The sequence below is a fragment of the Acidobacteriota bacterium genome, assembly GCA_016716715.1.
Lineage (GTDB): Bacteria > Acidobacteriota > Thermoanaerobaculia > UBA5066 > UBA5066 > Fen-183.
Genome location: JADJVE010000007.1, coordinates 36,419 through 53,796, shown reverse-complemented (window position 1 = coordinate 53,796; position 17,378 = coordinate 36,419). Strand labels below are relative to the sequence as shown.

General features: G+C 69.6%; 18 protein-coding genes. 15 read left to right on the top strand and 3 right to left on the bottom strand.

Translation table 11 applies throughout. From position 1 onward, the window contains the following. Genes IPL89_12445 through IPL89_12435 form a run of 3 tightly spaced genes read left to right on the top strand, consistent with a single transcriptional unit; the run spans position 1 to position 2,388 of the window. Positions 1-975, top strand: coding sequence for a branched-chain amino acid ABC transporter permease (locus tag IPL89_12445; GenBank protein ID MBK9063986.1), 975 nt, complete (start codon positions 1-3; stop codon positions 973-975). Further along, on the top strand, positions 972-1,691 hold the full coding sequence (locus tag IPL89_12440; GenBank protein ID MBK9063985.1) for an ABC transporter ATP-binding protein: 720 nt from the start codon (positions 972-974) through the stop codon (positions 1,689-1,691). The genes IPL89_12445 and IPL89_12440 overlap by 4 nt, the downstream gene beginning before the upstream one ends. Further along, positions 1,684-2,388 (top strand): ABC transporter ATP-binding protein, encoded by a 705-nt coding sequence (locus IPL89_12435; GenBank protein ID MBK9063984.1) that lies wholly within the window; start codon positions 1,684-1,686, stop codon positions 2,386-2,388. The genes IPL89_12440 and IPL89_12435 overlap by 8 nt, the downstream gene beginning before the upstream one ends. Here IPL89_12435 and IPL89_12430 read toward each other — a convergent pair. Both IPL89_12430 and IPL89_12425 read right to left on the bottom strand, forming a co-directional pair. Next, complete coding sequence (locus tag IPL89_12430) at positions 2,363-4,534, bottom strand: xanthine dehydrogenase family protein molybdopterin-binding subunit (protein MBK9063983.1); 2,172 nt, start codon at positions 4,532-4,534, stop codon at positions 2,363-2,365. The genes IPL89_12435 and IPL89_12430 overlap by 26 nt on opposite strands. Beyond that, complete coding sequence (locus IPL89_12425; GenBank protein ID MBK9063982.1) at positions 4,531-5,001, bottom strand: (2Fe-2S)-binding protein; 471 nt, start codon at positions 4,999-5,001, stop codon at positions 4,531-4,533. Before IPL89_12425 ends, IPL89_12430 begins: the two co-directional genes overlap by 4 nt. Positions 5,002-5,114: 113 nt before the next feature. Between IPL89_12425 and IPL89_12420 the strand changes: the two genes are divergently transcribed. Genes IPL89_12420 through IPL89_12395 form a run of 6 tightly spaced genes read left to right on the top strand, consistent with a single transcriptional unit; the run spans position 5,115 to position 10,124 of the window. Beyond that, complete coding sequence (locus IPL89_12420; GenBank protein ID MBK9063981.1) at positions 5,115-6,263, top strand: 4Fe-4S dicluster domain-containing protein; 1,149 nt, start codon at positions 5,115-5,117, stop codon at positions 6,261-6,263. Between the two features lie 11 nt (positions 6,264-6,274). Next, positions 6,275-6,751 (top strand): cyclic nucleotide-binding domain-containing protein, encoded by a 477-nt coding sequence (locus IPL89_12415; GenBank protein MBK9063980.1) that lies wholly within the window; start codon positions 6,275-6,277, stop codon positions 6,749-6,751. A gap of 59 nt (positions 6,752-6,810) precedes the next feature. Then, the gene (locus IPL89_12410; protein ID MBK9063979.1) at positions 6,811-7,623 is read left to right on the top strand and encodes an FAD/NAD(P)-binding protein; all 813 of its coding nucleotides are present in this window, start codon (positions 6,811-6,813) and stop codon (positions 7,621-7,623) included. Further along, complete coding sequence (locus IPL89_12405) at positions 7,624-8,397, top strand: oxidoreductase (protein MBK9063978.1); 774 nt, start codon at positions 7,624-7,626, stop codon at positions 8,395-8,397. Further along, positions 8,390-9,682 (top strand): Ni/Fe hydrogenase subunit alpha, encoded by a 1,293-nt coding sequence (locus IPL89_12400; protein MBK9063977.1) that lies wholly within the window; start codon positions 8,390-8,392, stop codon positions 9,680-9,682. The genes IPL89_12405 and IPL89_12400 overlap by 8 nt, the downstream gene beginning before the upstream one ends. Before the next feature lies 1 nt (position 9,683). After that, complete coding sequence (locus tag IPL89_12395) at positions 9,684-10,124, top strand: hydrogenase maturation protease (GenBank protein MBK9063976.1); 441 nt, start codon at positions 9,684-9,686, stop codon at positions 10,122-10,124. 6 nt (positions 10,125-10,130) lie between these two features. Here IPL89_12395 and proC read toward each other — a convergent pair whose 3' ends face one another. Further along, positions 10,131-10,943 carry a pyrroline-5-carboxylate reductase gene (gene proC, locus IPL89_12390; GenBank protein ID MBK9063975.1) on the bottom strand — a complete coding sequence of 271 codons (813 nt, stop codon included), beginning with the start codon at positions 10,941-10,943 and terminating at the stop codon, positions 10,131-10,133. A 79-nt stretch (positions 10,944-11,022) separates the two neighbouring features. Here proC and IPL89_12385 point away from each other — a divergent pair, with 79 nt between their 5' ends. From IPL89_12385 to IPL89_12360, 6 genes are all read left to right on the top strand, one after another. Next, positions 11,023-12,153, top strand: coding sequence for an MFS transporter (locus IPL89_12385; GenBank protein MBK9063974.1), 1,131 nt, complete (start codon positions 11,023-11,025; stop codon positions 12,151-12,153). 95 nt (positions 12,154-12,248) lie between these two features. Next, positions 12,249-13,439 carry a hypothetical protein gene (locus IPL89_12380; GenBank protein MBK9063973.1) on the top strand — a complete coding sequence of 397 codons (1,191 nt, stop codon included), beginning with the start codon at positions 12,249-12,251 and terminating at the stop codon, positions 13,437-13,439. 77 nt (positions 13,440-13,516) lie between these two features. Further along, complete coding sequence (locus IPL89_12375) at positions 13,517-14,731, top strand: amino acid ABC transporter substrate-binding protein (GenBank protein MBK9063972.1); 1,215 nt, start codon at positions 13,517-13,519, stop codon at positions 14,729-14,731. Between the two features lie 46 nt (positions 14,732-14,777). Beyond that, positions 14,778-16,100: a polysaccharide biosynthesis C-terminal domain-containing protein gene (locus IPL89_12370; protein ID MBK9063971.1), complete on the top strand. Its 1,323-nt coding sequence runs from the start codon at positions 14,778-14,780 to the stop codon at positions 16,098-16,100. Between the two features lie 278 nt (positions 16,101-16,378). Next, on the top strand, positions 16,379-16,666 hold the full coding sequence (locus tag IPL89_12365) for a hypothetical protein (GenBank protein MBK9063970.1): 288 nt from the start codon (positions 16,379-16,381) through the stop codon (positions 16,664-16,666). Between the two features lie 31 nt (positions 16,667-16,697). Next, positions 16,698-17,342 (top strand): NeuD/PglB/VioB family sugar acetyltransferase, encoded by a 645-nt coding sequence (locus tag IPL89_12360; protein MBK9063969.1) that lies wholly within the window; start codon positions 16,698-16,700, stop codon positions 17,340-17,342. Positions 17,343-17,378: the final 36 nt, after the last annotated feature.

Sequence of the window (17,378 nt, the reverse complement as noted above, 5' to 3'; positions counted from 1 at the left end):
ATGAGCCGCGCCACGCTCCTGTCGCTCGGCGGCCTCGCGCTCCTCGCGGTCGTCCCCGCCGTCGTGAGCAACCCGTACGTCCTCCACATGCTGATCCTCTGCCTCCTCTGGACGGTCCTCGGCCAGAGCTGGAACCTCCTCGGCGGCTACACGGGCCAGGTCTCCTTCGGGCACGCCGCCTTCTTCGGAATCGGCGCCTACACGACCGGCATCCTCGTGAAGACGGGGATGTCCCCGGCCGCCGCCTGGTGGGGCCTCCTCCTCGGCGGGCTCGCGGCCGCCGCCGCCTCGGCCGTTATCGGCTGGATCTGCTTCCGGCTGCGCGGCCCGTACTTCGCGCTCTCGGTCCTCGCGCTCGCCGAGGTCCTCCGCCTCATCGCGCTCAACTGGAAGCAGCTCACGAACGGCGCCGAGGGAATCCTCTTCATTCCGGCCTTCAATTCCAAGAGCTGGTACTACTGGATCGTCCTCGCGCTCGCGGCCGTGAGCATGGCTCTCATCCGGTTCGTCATGCACGGGAAGCTCGGCTTCTACTTCCTCGCGATCCGCGAGGACCAGGACTGCGCCGAATCGCTCGGGATCAACGCGACGAAGTACAAGCTGATCTCGCTGCTCCTCAGCGCGTTCTTCACGGGCGTCGCGGGCAGCTTCTACATGAACTACATGGGGTTCATCGACCCGGGCATCGTGTTCTCGATCCACGACATCTCGGTCATGATGATCCTCGTCACGATGCTCGGCGGCGTCGCGACGACGTGGGGACCCGCGGTGGGCGCCGCGATCTACATCCTCATGTCCGAGGTGTTCCGCACGTACCTGAAGTCCGGGCACCTCGTCTTCTTCGGCCTCCTCATCATCGTGATCATCATCTTCTTCCCGCAGGGCATCGTCGGCACGCTCCGGGAAACCCTCCAGCGCCGGAAGCGGCGTCTCGCGGCCCCACCGGCCGGCGGCCCGCTGAAGGAGGCCGCATGAGCCTCCTCGAGCTGAAGGACGTCACGAAGCGTTTCGGCGGCCTCCAGGCCGTCGGCCACATGACCTTCACGGTCGAGAAGGGCGAGATCTTCGGGCTCATCGGCCCGAACGGCGCCGGCAAGACGACCGTCTTCAACGTCGTGAACGGCTTCTACGCCCCGACGGAAGGCGAGATCCTCTTCAACGGCCAGCGCATCGACGGCCTGAAGCCCTACGAGATCTGCCGGCGCGGCCTCGCGCGGACGTTCCAGGTCGTCAAGCCGCTCGCGCGCCTGACCGTCCTCGAGAACGTCATGGTCTCGGCGTTCTCGCGCACGGACCACCGGGACGAGGCCCGCGCGATGGCGCTCGAGGCCACCGCGTTCACGGAGATGGAGGCCTGGCGGGACCGGACGGCGGGAAGCCTGCCGCTCGGGATGCGCAAGCGGCTCGAGATGGCACGCGCCCTCGCGACGAAGCCGGAGCTCCTCCTCCTCGACGAAAACTTCGCGGGTCTCAACCCCGCCGAGGTCGAAAAGACGATCTCGATCGTCCGCAAGATCCACGAGAGCGGCGTCACGATCCTCATCATCGAGCACAACATGCGCGTCATCATGTCGATCTCGCAGCGCCTCCTCTGCATGTGCTACGGCGAGAGGATCGCCCAGGGCACGCCTCAGGAAGTCGCGAACGATCCGAGAGTGATCGAGGCGTACCTGGGAGCCGCGCATGCTTGAGGTCAAGAACGTCGACGTGTTCTACGGGGACGTCCAGGTCCTCTGGGACGTGTCCTTCAACGTCCAGAAGGGCGAGATCGTCGCCCTCATCGGCGCGAACGGCTCGGGCAAGACGACGAGCCTGAACACCGTCTCCTCGATCCTCAGGCCGAAGAAGGGCGCCGTGACCTACGAGGGGCAGGCGCTCCATACGCGCGCCCCCTACGACCTCGTCGGGCTCGGCATCGCCCACGTGCCGGAGGCGCGGCGGCTGTTCCCCGAGATGACCGTCAAGGAGAACCTCCTCCTCGGCGCCCTGACGCCCGAGGCGAAGAAGACGCGCCCCGAGATGCTCGAGAAGGTCTACGGCATCTTTCCGCGCCTCAAGGAGCGGGAGAAACAGGCGGCCGGCACGATGTCGGGCGGCGAGCAGCAGATGTGCGCCATCGCCCGCGGCCTCATGTCCCGGCCGCGCCTCCTCATGCTCGACGAGCCGTCGCTCGGCCTCTCCCCCATCCTCGTCGGGGACATCTTCCGCGTGATCCAGGAAGTCCATGACGCCGGCGTCACGGTCCTCCTCGTGGAGCAGAACGTCTTCAAGAGCCTCGCGATCGCGGATCGGGCCTACGTGCTCGAAAACGGGCGCATCGTCCTGGAGGGCAAGGGGAAAGACCTCCTGAACGACGCGCACGTCAAGGAGGCGTACCTGGGCGTCTGACCGCGGCCAGCGCCGTCTTCACGCGCTCCGGCGTCATGGGCATCTCGGTGAGGCGCGCGCCCGTCGCGTCGAACACGGCGTTCGCGATGGCCGCCCCGACCGGGACGAGAGCGGGCTCGCCGCCTCCCTGCGGCGAGAGCTCGTCGTTCTTCACGAGCACGGTGTCCAGCGCGGGCATCATCGAGAACTTCGGGATCTCGTACGTGTCGAAGTTCCGCGTGTGGATCCGTCCGCCGCTGAAGCGGACCTCCTCCGTGAGGGCGTAGCCGAGACCCATCATGATGCAGCCCTCCATCTGCATCGTCGCGCCGTCCGGGTTGATCACGATGCCCATGTCCTGAGCGCACGCGATCCGCACGACACGGACGCGCCCGCTGGCGGCATCGACCTTCACCTCGGCCACGAGGGCGACGTACGTCCCGGCGTCGATGCCGCAGGCGATCCCGACGCCGCGGCCCGACGGCCCGGCGGCCTTCTTCCAGCCGTAGCGCGCCGCCGCGGCCTCGAGGACGCTTCGCATGCGCTTGTCGGAGGTGTTCTTCAGCCGGAACTCGAGCGGGTCGATCTTCGCCCTGGCGGCCATCACGTCGAGGTGCGACTCGCGTGCGAAGACGTTGAGGTTCGCCCCCGGCGCGCGCCAGGGCCCCGTCGCGAAGAGGTGCATCTTCGGGTTGTCGCCGCCCCATCGCCCGTACGTCCGCATGAGGTTGTTCGGGACGTCGTAGAACTGCTCGGCGCCGCGGGAGCCCGCGGCCCAGACGCCGTAGTCCCACAGGCAGATCCTGCCCTGCGCGTCCAGACCCGACCGGATCTTCACGACGGCCGCCGGGCGGAACGCGTCGAAGAAGAATTCCTCGGCGCGGGTCCAGCACACCTGCACCGGTTTCCCGGCGGCCTTCGCGAGCTTCGCGGCCTCGATGGCCTGCTGGCCGCCGCCGCTCTTGCCGCCGAATCCGCCGCCGACGAACGGCGTGATGACGCGAACGTTTTCCTTCGCGAACCCGATCGCCTGCGCGATCGCGGCCTGATTCGGAAACGGCGTCTGCGTGGAGTTCCACACGGTCATCGTGCCGTTCTCGAGCTGCGCGAGCGCCGTGTGCGTCTCCATCGCGGCGTGGGCGCCGTATCCGTTCAGGTACTTGCCCTCGAAGAGGGAGACGGCCGACTTTTCGCCCTCGGCGAGGTCGCCCTTCCGCTCGGACTCCTGTCCCGCACCGCCGGACTGCAGGAGGTGGTCGAATACGGTCCGGTCGTCGAACTCCGGCTTCGGGACGTCCCAGTCGGACTTGACGGCGGCGAACGCCTTCTCGGCCGTCTCCGGATCGGGCGCCAGGACGGCGACGAGCCCGCCCTCGTTCACGACGACGGCGCCCGGGACGCGCGCGGCGGCGGACGTGTCGACGGTCTTCAGCGTCGCCCCGTGGGCCGGCGGGCGCAGGACCTTTGCGTAAAGCATGCCCGGCAGCCGAACGTCTCCGGCGAACTGCGCCTTCCCGGTCACCTTCGCGCGTGCGTCGAGGCGCTTCGTGGGCTTGCCCATGACGCGGAACTCGGCGACGGACTTCGGGACGGCCTTGCCGTCGAGCGTCTTGACGATCTTCTGGCCGTTCGCGAGCTGGCCGAACGTGATGCGGGCCTTCGGGTCCGCGGCCGCGAACACGGCGCCGTCCTCGACGCGGAGCCCCTCTTTCGGCACCTTGAGCTTCTCGGACGCGAGCACGACGAGCACGGCCCTGGCTTCGGCCGCGGCCGCGCGCAGCGCCGGGCCGAAGAAGCGCGTCGACATCGACCCGTACGTCCCGTTGTCGAACGGGCAGAGGGCCGTGTCGCCCATGACCATGTCGATCGACGCGAGCGCGACGCCGAGCTCGTCGGCCGCCATCTGGGCCAGTGACGTGACGATGCCCTGCCCCATCTCGATCTTCCCGGTGTAGACGGTGACGCGGCCGTCGGCCGCGATCCTCAGGTACGCGTTGAAGTCGGTCGGGTATCCGCGCGTGCGCGTCTCCTGGCCCATGAGATCGGACAGGTCCGCGTTGAAGAGGACGATGATCCCGCCCCCGACGAGCCGGATGAAGCGCCGGCGGCTGAAGGAAGTCTCCGAAGGGGTCGGCGGCATCACGAGGGGAGGCCGGGCGCCGCTCACGACGCGCCTCCCGCTGCCGCCTTCTCGATGGCCTGAACGATCCGGTGGTGAGCCGCGCAGCGGCAGAGGTTGTCCTCCATCCCCGCGATGATCTGGGGCCGCGAGGGCTTGGGGTTCTTCAGGAGCAGCGCGTAGGCGTTCATGATCATCCCGGGCGTGCAGAAGCCGCACTGCAGCCCGCCCGTGTCCGCAAACGCATCCTGGAGCGGGTGGAGCTTTCCGTTCTTCTCGAGGCCCTCGATCGTCGTGACGTCCTTGCCGCGCACCGCCTTCACGGGCAGGAGGCAGGTCCGGACCGCTTCCTTGCCGACGACGACCGTGCAGGCGCCGCAGAGGCTCTCGCCGCAGCCGAACTTCGTCCCCGTGAGGCCAAGGTCCGTGCGCAGGACCCAGAGCAGCGAGCGCTCGGGGTCGACGTCGAGCTGGACGGGTTTCCCGTTGAGGCGAAACGAGACGGAGTCCTTCATTCAAGACCTCCCGAAGCTCGCGTCGATCATAGAACCGCGGGAGGTGCCCCGAAGCATCTCGCTCCCTTGACACCCATTCCGGGCCGCCCCATCTCTATAGAGGAGGGTCCTGCATGAATGCCTCCGAGGAGGCGCCCGGCGCCTCGTCCCGCGTGGTCGAGGCGCAAGAGATTTCTGCGCTTCTCGACGTCATCCTGGAATCGGGTTACAGGGTCCTCGGGCCGACCGTAAAGGATGGAGCGATCGTCTACGACGAGATCGCCTCCGCCGCCCGGCTTCCGAGCGGGGTCGGACAGGAACAGACGAACGGCCGCTACCGCCTCCGAAAGCGCAGCGACGGAGCGCTCTTCGGCTACACCGTCGGGCCGCACGCGTGGAAAAAGTTCCTCTTCCCCGCTTCCCTTCGCCTCTTCGGCGTGACCCGCCAGAAGAAGGCGCTTCACGTCGAGAGCCGCGCCGCCGACGCCCGGCCCGACGCTTTCGTCGGCGTGAGGCCCTGCGATCTCGCCGCGATCGCCCGCCAGGACCGCGTCTTCCTCGAGGGGCCGTACTCCGACCCGGCGTACCGGGCGCGACGCGAGAAAGCCCTGATCGTGGCCGTCCAGTGCGGCGAGGCCGAGGGCACGTGCTTCTGCTCCTCGCTCGGGACCGGTCCGCGCGCCGCCGGCGGCTTCGACCTCGCGCTCACGGAGCTCCTCGAAAGCGGGCGGCACGAGTTCCTCGTCGAGCTCGGCACCGATCGGGGCGCGAAACTCCTCCAGCGGATCGACTCGCGCCCCGCGAAGCCCGAGGACATCGAAGCGGCCCGTGCGGCGACCCGCCGCGCCGAAGCCGGAATGGGCCGTACGCTCGACACGGCGGGCCTCAAGGATCTCCTGACCGCCAGCAACGACAGTCCCCGCTGGGAGCAGATCGCGGAGCGGTGCCTCTCGTGCGCGAACTGCACGATGGTCTGCCCCACGTGCTTCTGCGCGACCGTCGAGGACACCTCGGACCTGACGGGGGCGTCCGCCGAGCGCTGGCGGCGGTGGGACTCGTGCCACACGCTCGACTTTTCCTACATCCACGGCGGCAGCATCCGGCGCAGCCCGTCGGCCCGCTATCGCCAGTGGATGACGCACAAGCTCGCGACGTGGGTCGACCAGTTCGGCGAGACCGGCTGCGTCGGCTGCGGCCGCTGCATCACGTGGTGCCCCGTGGGGATCGACCTCACGGAAGAGGCCCGCGTTCTCCAGGAGGCCCGGCCCGCGCCGGCCGCCTGACGGAGGAAACGATGGAAGCACTCGACCCCCTGCTCGCCGAACACCCGTTCCTCAAGGGCCTCACGCCCGCGCACATCCGGACCGTCGCGGGGTGCGCGCGGAACGAGCGCTTCGAGGCCGGCCAGTTCCTGTTCCGCGAGGGCGAGGAAGCGCACATGTTCTTCATCGTCCGGCACGGCAAGGTCGCCGTGGAGGTCGGTGCCCCGCCGCGCGGCACCGTGACGATCCAGACCATCGGCGAGGGCGACATCCTCGGCTGGTCCTGGCTCGTGCCGCCGTACCGCTGGCGCTTCAGCGCGCAGGCCAAGGAGCTCACGCGCGTCATCGCGCTCGACGGCCGGTGCCTGAGGCAGAAGTGCGAGGAGGACCACGACCTCGGCTACGAGCTGCTCAAGAGCTTCGCCGACATCGTGGGACAGCGCCTCGACGCGACGCGCCTCCAGCTCCTCGACGTTTACGCCACCGAGCCGGCCGGGAGGCATCGGTGAGCTCGGTCCTCGAGGCGCCACGGCCCGTCGCCGCGGCCCCGCGGCCGCCGGCGGACCCGATGCAGCCCGTCCCGTACGTCGTGGAGCGCACGCAGCGCGAGACGGCCGACACGTTCACGCTCGAGCTCCTCCCGCAGGGCGGAGGCGCGTTCCCGTTCGCGCCCGGCCAGTTCAACATGCTCTACGTCTTCGGGATCGGCGAGGTGCCGATCTCGATCAGCGGCGACCCGGCGTTTCCGCAGCGGCTCGTCCACACGACGCGCGTCGTGGGTGCGGTGACGAGAGGGATGGGCAAGCTCAAGCGCGGCGACGCGCTCGGCGTGCGCGGCCCGTTCGGGACGAGCTGGCCGGTCGAGGACGCAAAAGGCTGCGACGTCGTCGTCGTGGCCGGCGGCATCGGCCTCGCCCCGCTCCGCCCGGCCCTCTACGAGATCCTCTCCCACCGGGAGCGATACGGGCGCGTCGTTCTCCTGTACGGCGCCCGCACCCCCGACGACATCCTCTTTCGCAAACAGCTCAAGGAGTGGCGCGGGGACTTCGACCTCGACGTCCACGTGACGGTCGACCGCGCGATCGGCGACTGGCGCGGCAACGTCGGCGTCGTCACGACGCTGATCCCCCGCGTCCCCTTCGACCCGTACAACACGGTCGCGATGGTGTGCGGACCCGAGACGATGATGCGGTTCACGGTCCTCGAGCTCGAGCGCCGGGGCGTCCCGGCCGCGAAGGTGTGGCTCTCGCTCGAGCGAAACATGAAGTGCGGCGTCGGTCTGTGCGGGCACTGCCAGTGCGGGCCGAAGTTCATCTGCAAGGACGGCCCGGTCTTCCCCTGCGTCGACGTCTGGGACCTCATGTCCCGGCGGGAGCTCTGAATGGAGAACGCGAAGCCCACGCTCGCCGTCTTCAAGTTCGCGTCCTGTGACGGCTGCCAGCTCTCGCTCCTCGACTGCGAGGACGAGCTCCTCGCCGTCGCGGGCGCCGTCTCGATCGACAACTTCCTCGAAGCCTCGCGCGCCGTCGGAAAGGGGCCCTGGGACCTCGTCCTCGTCGAGGGCTCGATCACGACCCCGCACGACGCCGAGCGCATCCACAAGATCCGCCGCCAGGCGAAGTTCCTCGTGACGATCGGCGCCTGCGCGACGGCGGGCGGGATCCAGGCGCTCCGCAACTTCACGGACGTCGCGGACTACGCGAAGGCCGTCTACGCCTCGCCGCAGTTCCTCGAGGTCCTCGGCAAGTCGACGCCCATCCGCGACCACGTCTTCGTCGACTTCGAGCTGCGCGGCTGCCCCATCAGCAAGGTCCAGCTCCTCGAGGTCGTGAGCGCGTACCTCGCGGGGCGCAAGCCCGTGACCCCGGCTTCCAGCGTCTGTCTCGAGTGCAAGCGCCGCGGCACGCCGTGCGTCATGGTCGCGTCCGGGACGCCGTGCCTCGGGCCCGTCACGCAGGCGGGCTGCGACGCCCTCTGCCCCTCCTACCACCGCGGCTGCTTCGCCTGCTTCGGGCCGATGGAGTCGCCGAACACCGCGTCGCTCGCCGCGCTCTGGGGCGAGCTCGGCGTGCCGCCGCCGGCCCTCGTGCGCGCGTTCCGTTCGTTCAACGCGAGCGCCGAGGCGTTCCGCAAGGAGAGCGAGCTCCATGAGTAAGGTCCGGACGATCACGGTGAACGCCCTCGCGCGCGTCGAGGGCGAGGGCGGCCTCAAGGTGCGGGTGCGCGCGGGAAAGGTTCAGGAAGTCAGGCTCGACATCTACGAGCCGCCGCGCTTCTTCGAGGCGTTCCTCAAGGGCCGCGCCCTCGGCGAGGCGCCGGATCTCACCGCGCGCATCTGCGGGATCTGCCCCGTCGCGTACCAGATGAGCTCCGTCCACGCGATGGAGGCCGCCTGCGGCGCCGACCCCGGCCCGCGCGTACGCGCGCTGCGCCGCCTTCTCTACTGCGGCGAGTGGATCGAGAGCCACGTTCTCCACGCCGCGATGCTCCACGCACCCGACTTCCTCGGTTACGAGAGCGCCCTCCACATGGCGAAGGACCACCCCGAGGCGGTCACGCTCAGCCTGCGTCTGAAGAAGGCGGGCAACGAGATCGTCACGGCCGTCGGCGGGCGCGAGATCCACCCCGTAAACGTCCGCGTCGGCGGCTTCTGGCGCGCGCCGTCGGCCGCCGAGCTCGCGCCGCTCGTCCCGAAGCTCGAGACGGCGCGCGGCGAGGCCGTCGCTCTCCTCAAGTGGGCTTCCGGGTTCACGTTCCCCGACCTCGACCTTCACCACGAGCTCGTCTCGCTGCGCCATTCGTCCGAGTACCCGCTCAACGAGGGGCGGATCGTCTCGAGCGAGGGCCTCGACATCGCCGCGTCCGAGTGGGAGCAGCACTTCGAGGAAGAGCACGTTCAGAGGTCCAATGCCTTGCACGCGCGGAGGAAAGGCGGCGGAATCATCCAGACCGGGCCGCTCGCCCGTTACACCCTCAACTTCGACCGTCTTCCCGCGGCCATCCAGGCCGCCGCGCAGGAGGCCGGGCTCGGCAGGGAATGCCGGAACCCCTTCAAGAGCATCCTCGTGCGCTGCGTCGAGACGCTCTGGGCCATCGACGAGGCGCTCGCGATCCTGCGCACGTACGAGCCGCCCGGGCCCTCCTTCGTCGAAGTCGTCCCGCGCGAAGCCGTCGGCGCGGCAGCCACCGAGGCGCCTCGCGGCCTGCTCTTTCACCGCTACCGCATCGGCGGCGACGGCCTCATCAAGGAGGCACGCATCGTCCCGCCCACGGCGCAGAACCTGCGCGCGATGGAGGCCGACCTGCGCGGCTTCGTCCAGAACCACCTCGACCTCGCGGAAGACCGGCTGACGCTCCTCTGCGAGCAGGTCGTCCGCAACCACGACCCGTGCATCTCTTGCGCGACGCATTTCCTCAAGCTGAAGATCGACAGGGACTGACGTGCCGCTCCTCGTGATCGGCGTCGGCAACGACTTCCGCGGCGACGACGCCGCGGGCCTCCTCGCGGCCCGCCGCCTCAGCGCCTGTCGCGGCGTGCGCGCCGTCGAGCACACGCAGGACGGGCTCTCCCTCATGGAGCACTGGCGTCCGGCGGACCACGTCGTCGTCGTGGACGCGCTGTGCTCCGGCCATCCGCCGGGGACGGTTTTTCGCTTCGACGCGACGGAGGGCCCCGTCCCGGGCGACGTGGGCTGGATCTCGTCGCACTCCCCCGGCGTCGCCGAGGGCATCGAGACGGCGCGCGTCCTCGGCCGTCTTCCCGCCTCCCTCACGGTCTACGGCATCGAGGCCGAGCGCGTCGACCCGGGCGACCGCGTCACGCCCGCCGTCGCGGCCGCCGTCGAAGAAGTCGCCCTCGCGATCCTCGACGAGACTGCCTGACGCCCGCTACTTCCCGAGCTCTCCCGCCACCCTCGCCGCCGTCTCGACGCCGCGCGCGAGGACGGACCGGATGCGCCCGTCCTCCAGCGCGAGGATGCCGGCGATCGTGCAGCCCGCGGGCGTCGTGACGTCGTCCTTGAGGGCGGCCGGATGCCGGCCCGTCGTGAGGACCATCTCGGCGGCGCCCATCGTCATCTGGGCGACGAGCGTCGTCGCGACGCTGCGCGGCAGGCCGCGCATCACGCCGCCGTCCGCGAGCGCCTCGATGATGATGTAGATGAAGGCGGGGCCGCTCGCCGAAAGGCCCGTCACCGTGTCCATGTGCTTCTCCTCGAGCTCGAGGACCTTTCCGAGCGGCTCGAAGATCTCCGTCGCGAGCGCGACGTCCGCGTCGGTCGCGTGGCTCCCCTTCGAGAGCACCGTCATGCCCTTCCCGATGAGGCACGGCGTGTTCGGCATGGCGCGCAGCACGGGCGTCGCGTCGCCGAAGTGGCCCTCGATGAAGCCCGTGCTGATTCCGGCCGCGATCGAGATGACGAGCGGCGGCTTCTTGCGCCGGCCCTTGATCGACTCGACGGCCTTCGCCACGTCCTTCGGCTTCACGCACAGGAGGACGATGTCGGCGTCCGCGGCGGCTTTCGTATTCTCCGTCGTGCACGGGAACCCGAACTCCTTCGCGACCTTCTCCGCGCTGGCCTTCGTGCGCGCGGTCGCGCGCAGCGCCTGCGCCTTGACCTTCCCCGAGCGCAGCAGGCCCGAGGCGATGCTCCGGCCCATGGTTCCCGACCCGATGACGGCGATCTTCTTCTGCGCGAGCATGTTCGGACTCCTTCGTCTCGTCAGGTCCAGTTTACGGCGGCAGCCGCGACGGCGCCGAGGGAGAATGGATTCGACCTCCATGCGCCTCCTCGCCCTCTTCTTCGCGTCCGTCGCCGTGTTCGCGGACCTCTACGTCACGCAGCCGATCCTCCCCCTGCTCTCTCACGAGTTCGGGGTGACGGCGCCGACGGCCGCCCTCACGGTCTCGGTCGTGGTCCTCATGATCGCGCTCGTCTCGAACGCCTACGGGCCCCTCGCGGACGCCTTCGGCCGCAAGCCCGTGATGGTCGCGAGCTGCGCCGCCCTCGCCGTGCCCACGTTGCTCTGCGCTGCGGCTCCCTCTTTCCCGGTCCTCGTCGGCCTGCGCGCCCTGCAGGGCCTTCTCATGCCGGGCGTCGCCGCGGTGGCGGTGGCGTACATCGGCGACGCCTACGCCGGCGCCGCCCTCGGGCCCGCCGTCGGCAGCTACGTCGCCGCCTCCGCCCTCGGCGGGCTCACCGGCCGCGTCGCGAGCGGGTGGATCGCGAGCCACTTCAGCTGGCGCGCGCCCTTCCTCGTCTTCGGCGCCGTGACGCTCGTCGCCGCGCTCGGCATGGCGATCCACCTTCCGGCCTCGCCGCCCGGCCCCGCCCGCTCGCTGGCGGGCGCGTTCCGGGAAATGGCCGGGCACCTCCGCGACCGCCGGATCGCCGGCGGCCTCGTGATCGGTTTCACGGTCTTCTTCGGGTTCATCGCGATCTTCACGTACCTGCCGTACTACCTCACGGCGCCGCCGTTCGGCCTCTCCACGGCGAAGGTCTCGGGGGTCTACCTCGTCTACGTGGCCGGAATCGCAACCTCGTGGCTGGCGGGCCGTGCGTCGGAGCGGTTCGGGCGCCGGGCGATCATGGCCGCCGGCTTCCTCGTGGCCGCCGCCGCGGTTCTCTCGACCCTCGCCGCCTCGCTGCCGGCCGTCGTCCTCGGCCTCGTAGCCCTCTGCGTCGGCATGTTCCTCGTCCAGGGCACCGCCCCAGCCTTCGTAAATGCCTCCGCCCGGCAGGCGAAGGGAGGCGCCGGGGCCCTTTACACGACGTTCTACTACCTCGGGGCGACGTTCGGCTCCGTCCTGCCCGGATTCGCCTGGCAGGCGTGGGGCTGGCCGGGGGTCGTGGCGGCCTGTCTGGCCTCGTTCGCGGCCGGATTGCTCGCGGTCGTATTTCTCTGCGCGTAAATGCGCAGGTCCCTCCGGCAAATGATTGACAGGTCGCCCGGTTGGACTATGCTTTACCCACGCCTAACGACCGGCCGAAGAGGAGACTCGTTCTCATGCCGATTTGCGCGCACCCCGCACCCCGGAGGCTCGCTTCCGTTCTCGTCACTGCGTCCCTCCTCGCCCTGATCGGCGCAGCCTTCCCGGCTCACGGGCAGGCCATGGTCAAGGTCAACGACAACGTCAACTTCAAGCTCGGATTCCTGATCCAGCCTCAGGCGGACTGGACCGAGACCATCAACGCGACCGGAGACGGCTCGAACGGGTTCCAGCAGAACCTGTTCATCCGCCGGTTGCGGTTCATCATCGGCGGGCAGGTCGCGAAGAACCTGTTCTTCTTCGCCGAGACCGAGAACCTCAACCTCGGCAAGTCCACGCAGGCCGCGGGCTCGACGACCGGCACCAAGTCTCCCGGCACCGGGTTCAACCTCCTCGACGCGGTCGGTGAGTGGCGCCTCGCGAAGGAGTTCAACGTCCAGTTCGGCGCGATCCGGTCGCCGATCAGCCGCGAGGGCCTCAAGAGCAGCCCGAACCAGTTCATGCTCGACCTCTCGGCTTACGCGTTCCTCACGAGCACCGCCCTCCAGAACCAGTCCGGCCGCGACACCGGCGTCATGTTCCGCGGCTGGTTCCTCTGCGACCGCCTCGAGTACCGCTCGGCGATCGTGTCGGGGCTCCGCCAGCCGGGCGTGAAGAACTCTCCGCGCTTCGTGAACCGGCTCCAGTACAACTTCTTCGACACCGAGGTTTACAACCTGCCCTCCTACGCGGGCGTGAACTACGGCAACAAGAAGATCCTCGCGATCGGCGGCGCCTACGACACGCAGGGCGACTACCGGTACGCGTCGGCCGACATGTACCTCGACTTCCCCGTGCCCGTCGGCTCGTTCGAGTCCACGATCCAGTACCAGTACGCGAACGGCGGCACGTTCCTGACGGCCCTCCCCGAGGAGAGCACGTTCCAGATCGAGGCCGGCGCCTACTTCAAGAAGTTGAAGATCGCCCCGATCGCCCGCTACGAGCAGAAGACGTTCACCCAGGCCGTCAACGAGTACAAGAACGAGAGCCGCTTCGCGTTCGGCGTGAACTACTACCCGTACACGAAGTCCGAGAGCAATTTCAACATCAAGATCTGGTGGCAGCGCGTCTCGGTGAAGTGCGCCGTCGCCACGTCGCCCTGCCCCGCCAGCTCGTCGAACTTCATCACGGACCAGGTCACGGTCCAGATGCAGGCCTACTACTTCTGACCCCCGGCGCGTCCGCGCCGTCCGACTGAAACCCCCCGCCCCTCTCCACGAGGGGCGGTTCCGTTCTGGAGGATTCGATGACGCCGAATAGCCGCTCACGCCTTCTCGCCGTCCTCGCCGCCGCGCTTCTCGCGGCCTTCCCGGCCCGCGCCGAGGACGAAATCCGCCTCGGCGCCGTCCTGCCCGTCACCGGGAAGGAGTCGAAGATCGGCGGCGCCTACAAGCAGGCCACCGAGTACGCCGTCAAGGAGATCAACGACGCGGGCGGCCTCGATGTCGGCGGGAAGAAGATGAAGGTCGACCTGCGCCTCCTGGACGACACGTCCGAGGCCAGCAAGAGCGCCCAGCTGGTCGAGCAGCTCATGGCCCAGCAGAAGGTCCACGCCGTCGTCGGCGGCTACGGCTCGCAGCTGGTCCAGGCCCAGAGCGTCGTCCCGGACCGCTACGAAATCCCCTACGTCGCGGGCGGCGCGGGCGCCACGAGCATCTACGGGCGCAGCAAGTGGGTCTTTGGCACGCTCTCCCCCGTCGAGAACCTGGCGACGACGCAGATGGAATTCCTCTCGGACCTCGTCAAGGAGGGCAAGCTCAAGCCGCCGCTGAAGATCGCGATCGTCTGGGAGAACACCGAGCACGGCAAGGACTTCCAGAAGGGCATCCACGACTTCGCCAAGGCGCACCCGAAGGAGTTCTCGGTCGCGCTCGACGAGAGCTTCGAGATGTACGCGCCCGACTTCAAGCCGCTGCTGACGCGTGTTCAGGGGGCCAAGGCCGACCTCTTCATGTGCGACGCCCACCTCGAGGACTACATCTCGATGCAGCGCATGTACACGCAGATGGGCCTCTACCACCTCATGGTCACGTACGGCGCGCGCGGCTCGGACGAGGCCGCCCGCAAGGGCCTTGGCGCAGCCACGGACTGGATCTTCGCGAGCGGCTGGTGGTCCGACCTCCTGCCCTACCCGCAGGTCAAGGCGTGGACCGAGAAGTACAAGGCCGCCACGGGAACGACGCCGCAGTGGTACCACGCCTGCGCGTACGAGACCGTCCGCGCGATCTTCACGGCGATCAAGAAGGCCGGCTCGCTCAAGCCGGAGGCGATCCGCTCCGCGCTCGCGTCGCTCGAGATCAAGGACTCGATCCTGCCGGGCGGCGTCTTCAAGTTCAGCAAGACCGGCCAGGCCGTCCTTCCCTTCGTCGTCACCCAGAACAAGGCGAACGGCAAGCTCGACCTCGTCTGGCCGAAGGACGCCCGCACGGGCCCGCCGGTCGCGCCGATCCCGAAGGGGTGAGGCCGCTCCGCGGCGTCCATTCTCCGCCGCGGCCGACCTGAAGACGATGGCCGTGCGCGCCTGGGTGACGGACAGCCGATGGGTGCTGCTGGGCAGGGCGTCGGCCCTGCTCTCGGCGCTCGCCCTGAATGCGACGCTCGCGCACCTCCTGCCCGCACCCCAGCTCGGAAGCTACTTTCTTTGGGCCAGCGCAGCCGCGGCCATGGGGGTCCTGGCCTCGTTCGGGCTGGGACCGGTCGCGCTGCGCCACATCGCCGTCAGCCGGCGCAACGGGCGGAGCGTCGAGGCGAGCGACTTCGCTCACGCGGCCCTCGGTTGGGGCTTGCGCGGCGGCCTCGCGGCGAGCGCGGCATTCCTCGCGGCCGCCGCGCTCGTAACGGGCGAGATATCCGCGGCTATGGCGGCGGCCTGCTTGATCGTTGCGCTGGCCGTCTCAGGTCTTCTCGCGGAGCTCCTGCGCGGGTTCGGTGATCTCCGGGCCGCGGCGCTCCTGAGCGAGTTGTTCGGCGGATGGCTCGGGCTCGCTGCGATCTGGGCCCTTGATGCCCTCCGTCCTCCGTTGGCCGTCCCGGGAGCAATCGCCGCGCTCGCCCTCGGACTCGCCGGCGCTTCCGCTTATGGGCGCCTCGCTCTGTGCCGGCATCTCACGCCGGCGCCGACCGCCCCGTCTCCATTCTCCTGGTGGTGGCGTGAATCGCGCGCGGTCTGGCTCAATACCGGCCTCTGGCTCGTGCTCGGCCAGGCCGACCTTTGGGTCCTCGGCGCGTTTCGCCCCCGCGCCGAAGTCGCCGTGTACGGGATCGCGAGCCGCGTCGCGATGCTCCTCCTCCAGCCCGATGCCATGGCGCGCACGCTCCTCATGCCGCGCGCCGCGGCGCTCCACGCAAGCGGCGATCTGCCCGGACTGCAGCGCCTCGTGCGCGGCGCTGCGACCGTCACGGGGGCGCTCGTAGCCACCGGGGCCATCGCTCTCGCGATCGGCGGCGCGTGGTTTCTGACGGCCCTCTTCGGCGCACCCTACCGCGCCTGCCTCCCGCTCGTGCTGATCCTCTCGTGCGGCTACGTCGTCAACTCTCTCTCCGGCCTCGCCGCGACGACGCTCCTGATGTCGGGACACCAGGCGCGTGTCCTCCGGGCGTCGCTCCTCGGGAGCGCCCTCACGCTCATCCTGCTCTTCGCCCTGACCCCTCCGTTCGGGGCCCCGGGCGCCGCATCCGCTGTTGCGATGGGCTTCGTCGTCCAGAATGCGCTGATGGTGGCCCTCGCAAGACGCACGCTGGGAATCTGGACCACTGCGAGCGCGCGCCCGAGCGAGTGGCGGACCCTGTGGGTCGCGCTCCGGGCCCCCGCTCCCGGAGCGGGAGCTTGACGTCGCGCCGCGCGCTCGCGCGCGCCGCCGAGGCTGCCTGCGCTCTCCCCGCCCTGGCGCTCGTCGCCCTCTATCGCCTCCGTCTCGTGAGCTTCGAGACCGGGAGCTGCGTTCTCGCCCTCGCGCCCGGATCCCCGGGGATCTGGCTGCGGCGGCACTGGTACCGCCGTACCCTCCGGCGCTGCGGCCGGGGCCTCTCCATCGGATGGATGGCGGTCATCTGGCGGCCGGAGACCGGCGTCGGAAACGACGTGACGATCGGGCCGTACAGCGCTCTCATGAATGCCGACATCGGCGACGACGTGATGCTCGGCACGAACGTGAACGTCGCGCAGGGGGCTCGGCAGCACGGGATTGCGCGCGGCGGGATCCCCATGACGCGGCAACCCGGAGAACCCGTGCAGGTCCGCATCGGAAACGACGTCTGGATCGGCACGGGCGCGGTCGTCCTGGCGGACGTCGCCGAGGGCACCGTCGTCGGCGCCGGCGCGGTCGTGACGCGTCTCCACGAGCCCTACTGGATAATCGCGGGCGTGCCCGCGCGGCCTTCGCGGCCGCGCGCCTGACTCCCGGCGGAAAGAAAAGGACTCCTTGCCAATGGCTCCTCAGAAGCTCCTGATCCTCGGCAGCGGCACCTTCGCCACGGAAACGCTCGACATCGCCGAGGCCGCGGGCGGTTACGAGCCGCTCGGCTTCGTCGTCAGCCTCGAGCGACCGGCGGCCGGAACAAGCCACGCCGGCCTGCCGGTCCATTGGGTGGACGACGTGCCCGACGCGCTTCGCGCGTGCGCCATCGTGGCCGGCATCGTGAGCACCCAGCGCCGGACTTTCGTCGAGACGATGACCGCCCGCGGCCACTTCCCCGCGTCCATCGTCCATCCGTCCGCCGTGATCTCGCGCCGCGCTCGCGTCGAAGCCGGCTGCGTGATCAACGCGGGCGTCATCGTGTCCCAGGGCTCCGTCATCGGCCCGAACGTCATCGTCAACCGGGGGGCGCTCATCGGGCACGACGCGCGCCTCGAGCCGTTCTGCACGATCGGGCCGGGCGCGAACATCGCGGGCGGCGTGACGGTCGGCGAGGCGGCGTACGTCGGCGTCGGCGCCGTCGTGCGCGACCACGTCTCGATCGGCGCCGGCGCCGTCGTCGGTGCGGGCGCCGTCGTCGTGAAGCCTGTGCCGCCGGGCGTCCTCGTGACGGGAGTTCCGGCGGTCGTCGCGAAGTCCGGCGTGAGGAGCCTGTGAGGCCGCCCGCGCAGTCTCCGCTCGTCATCGGCCTCG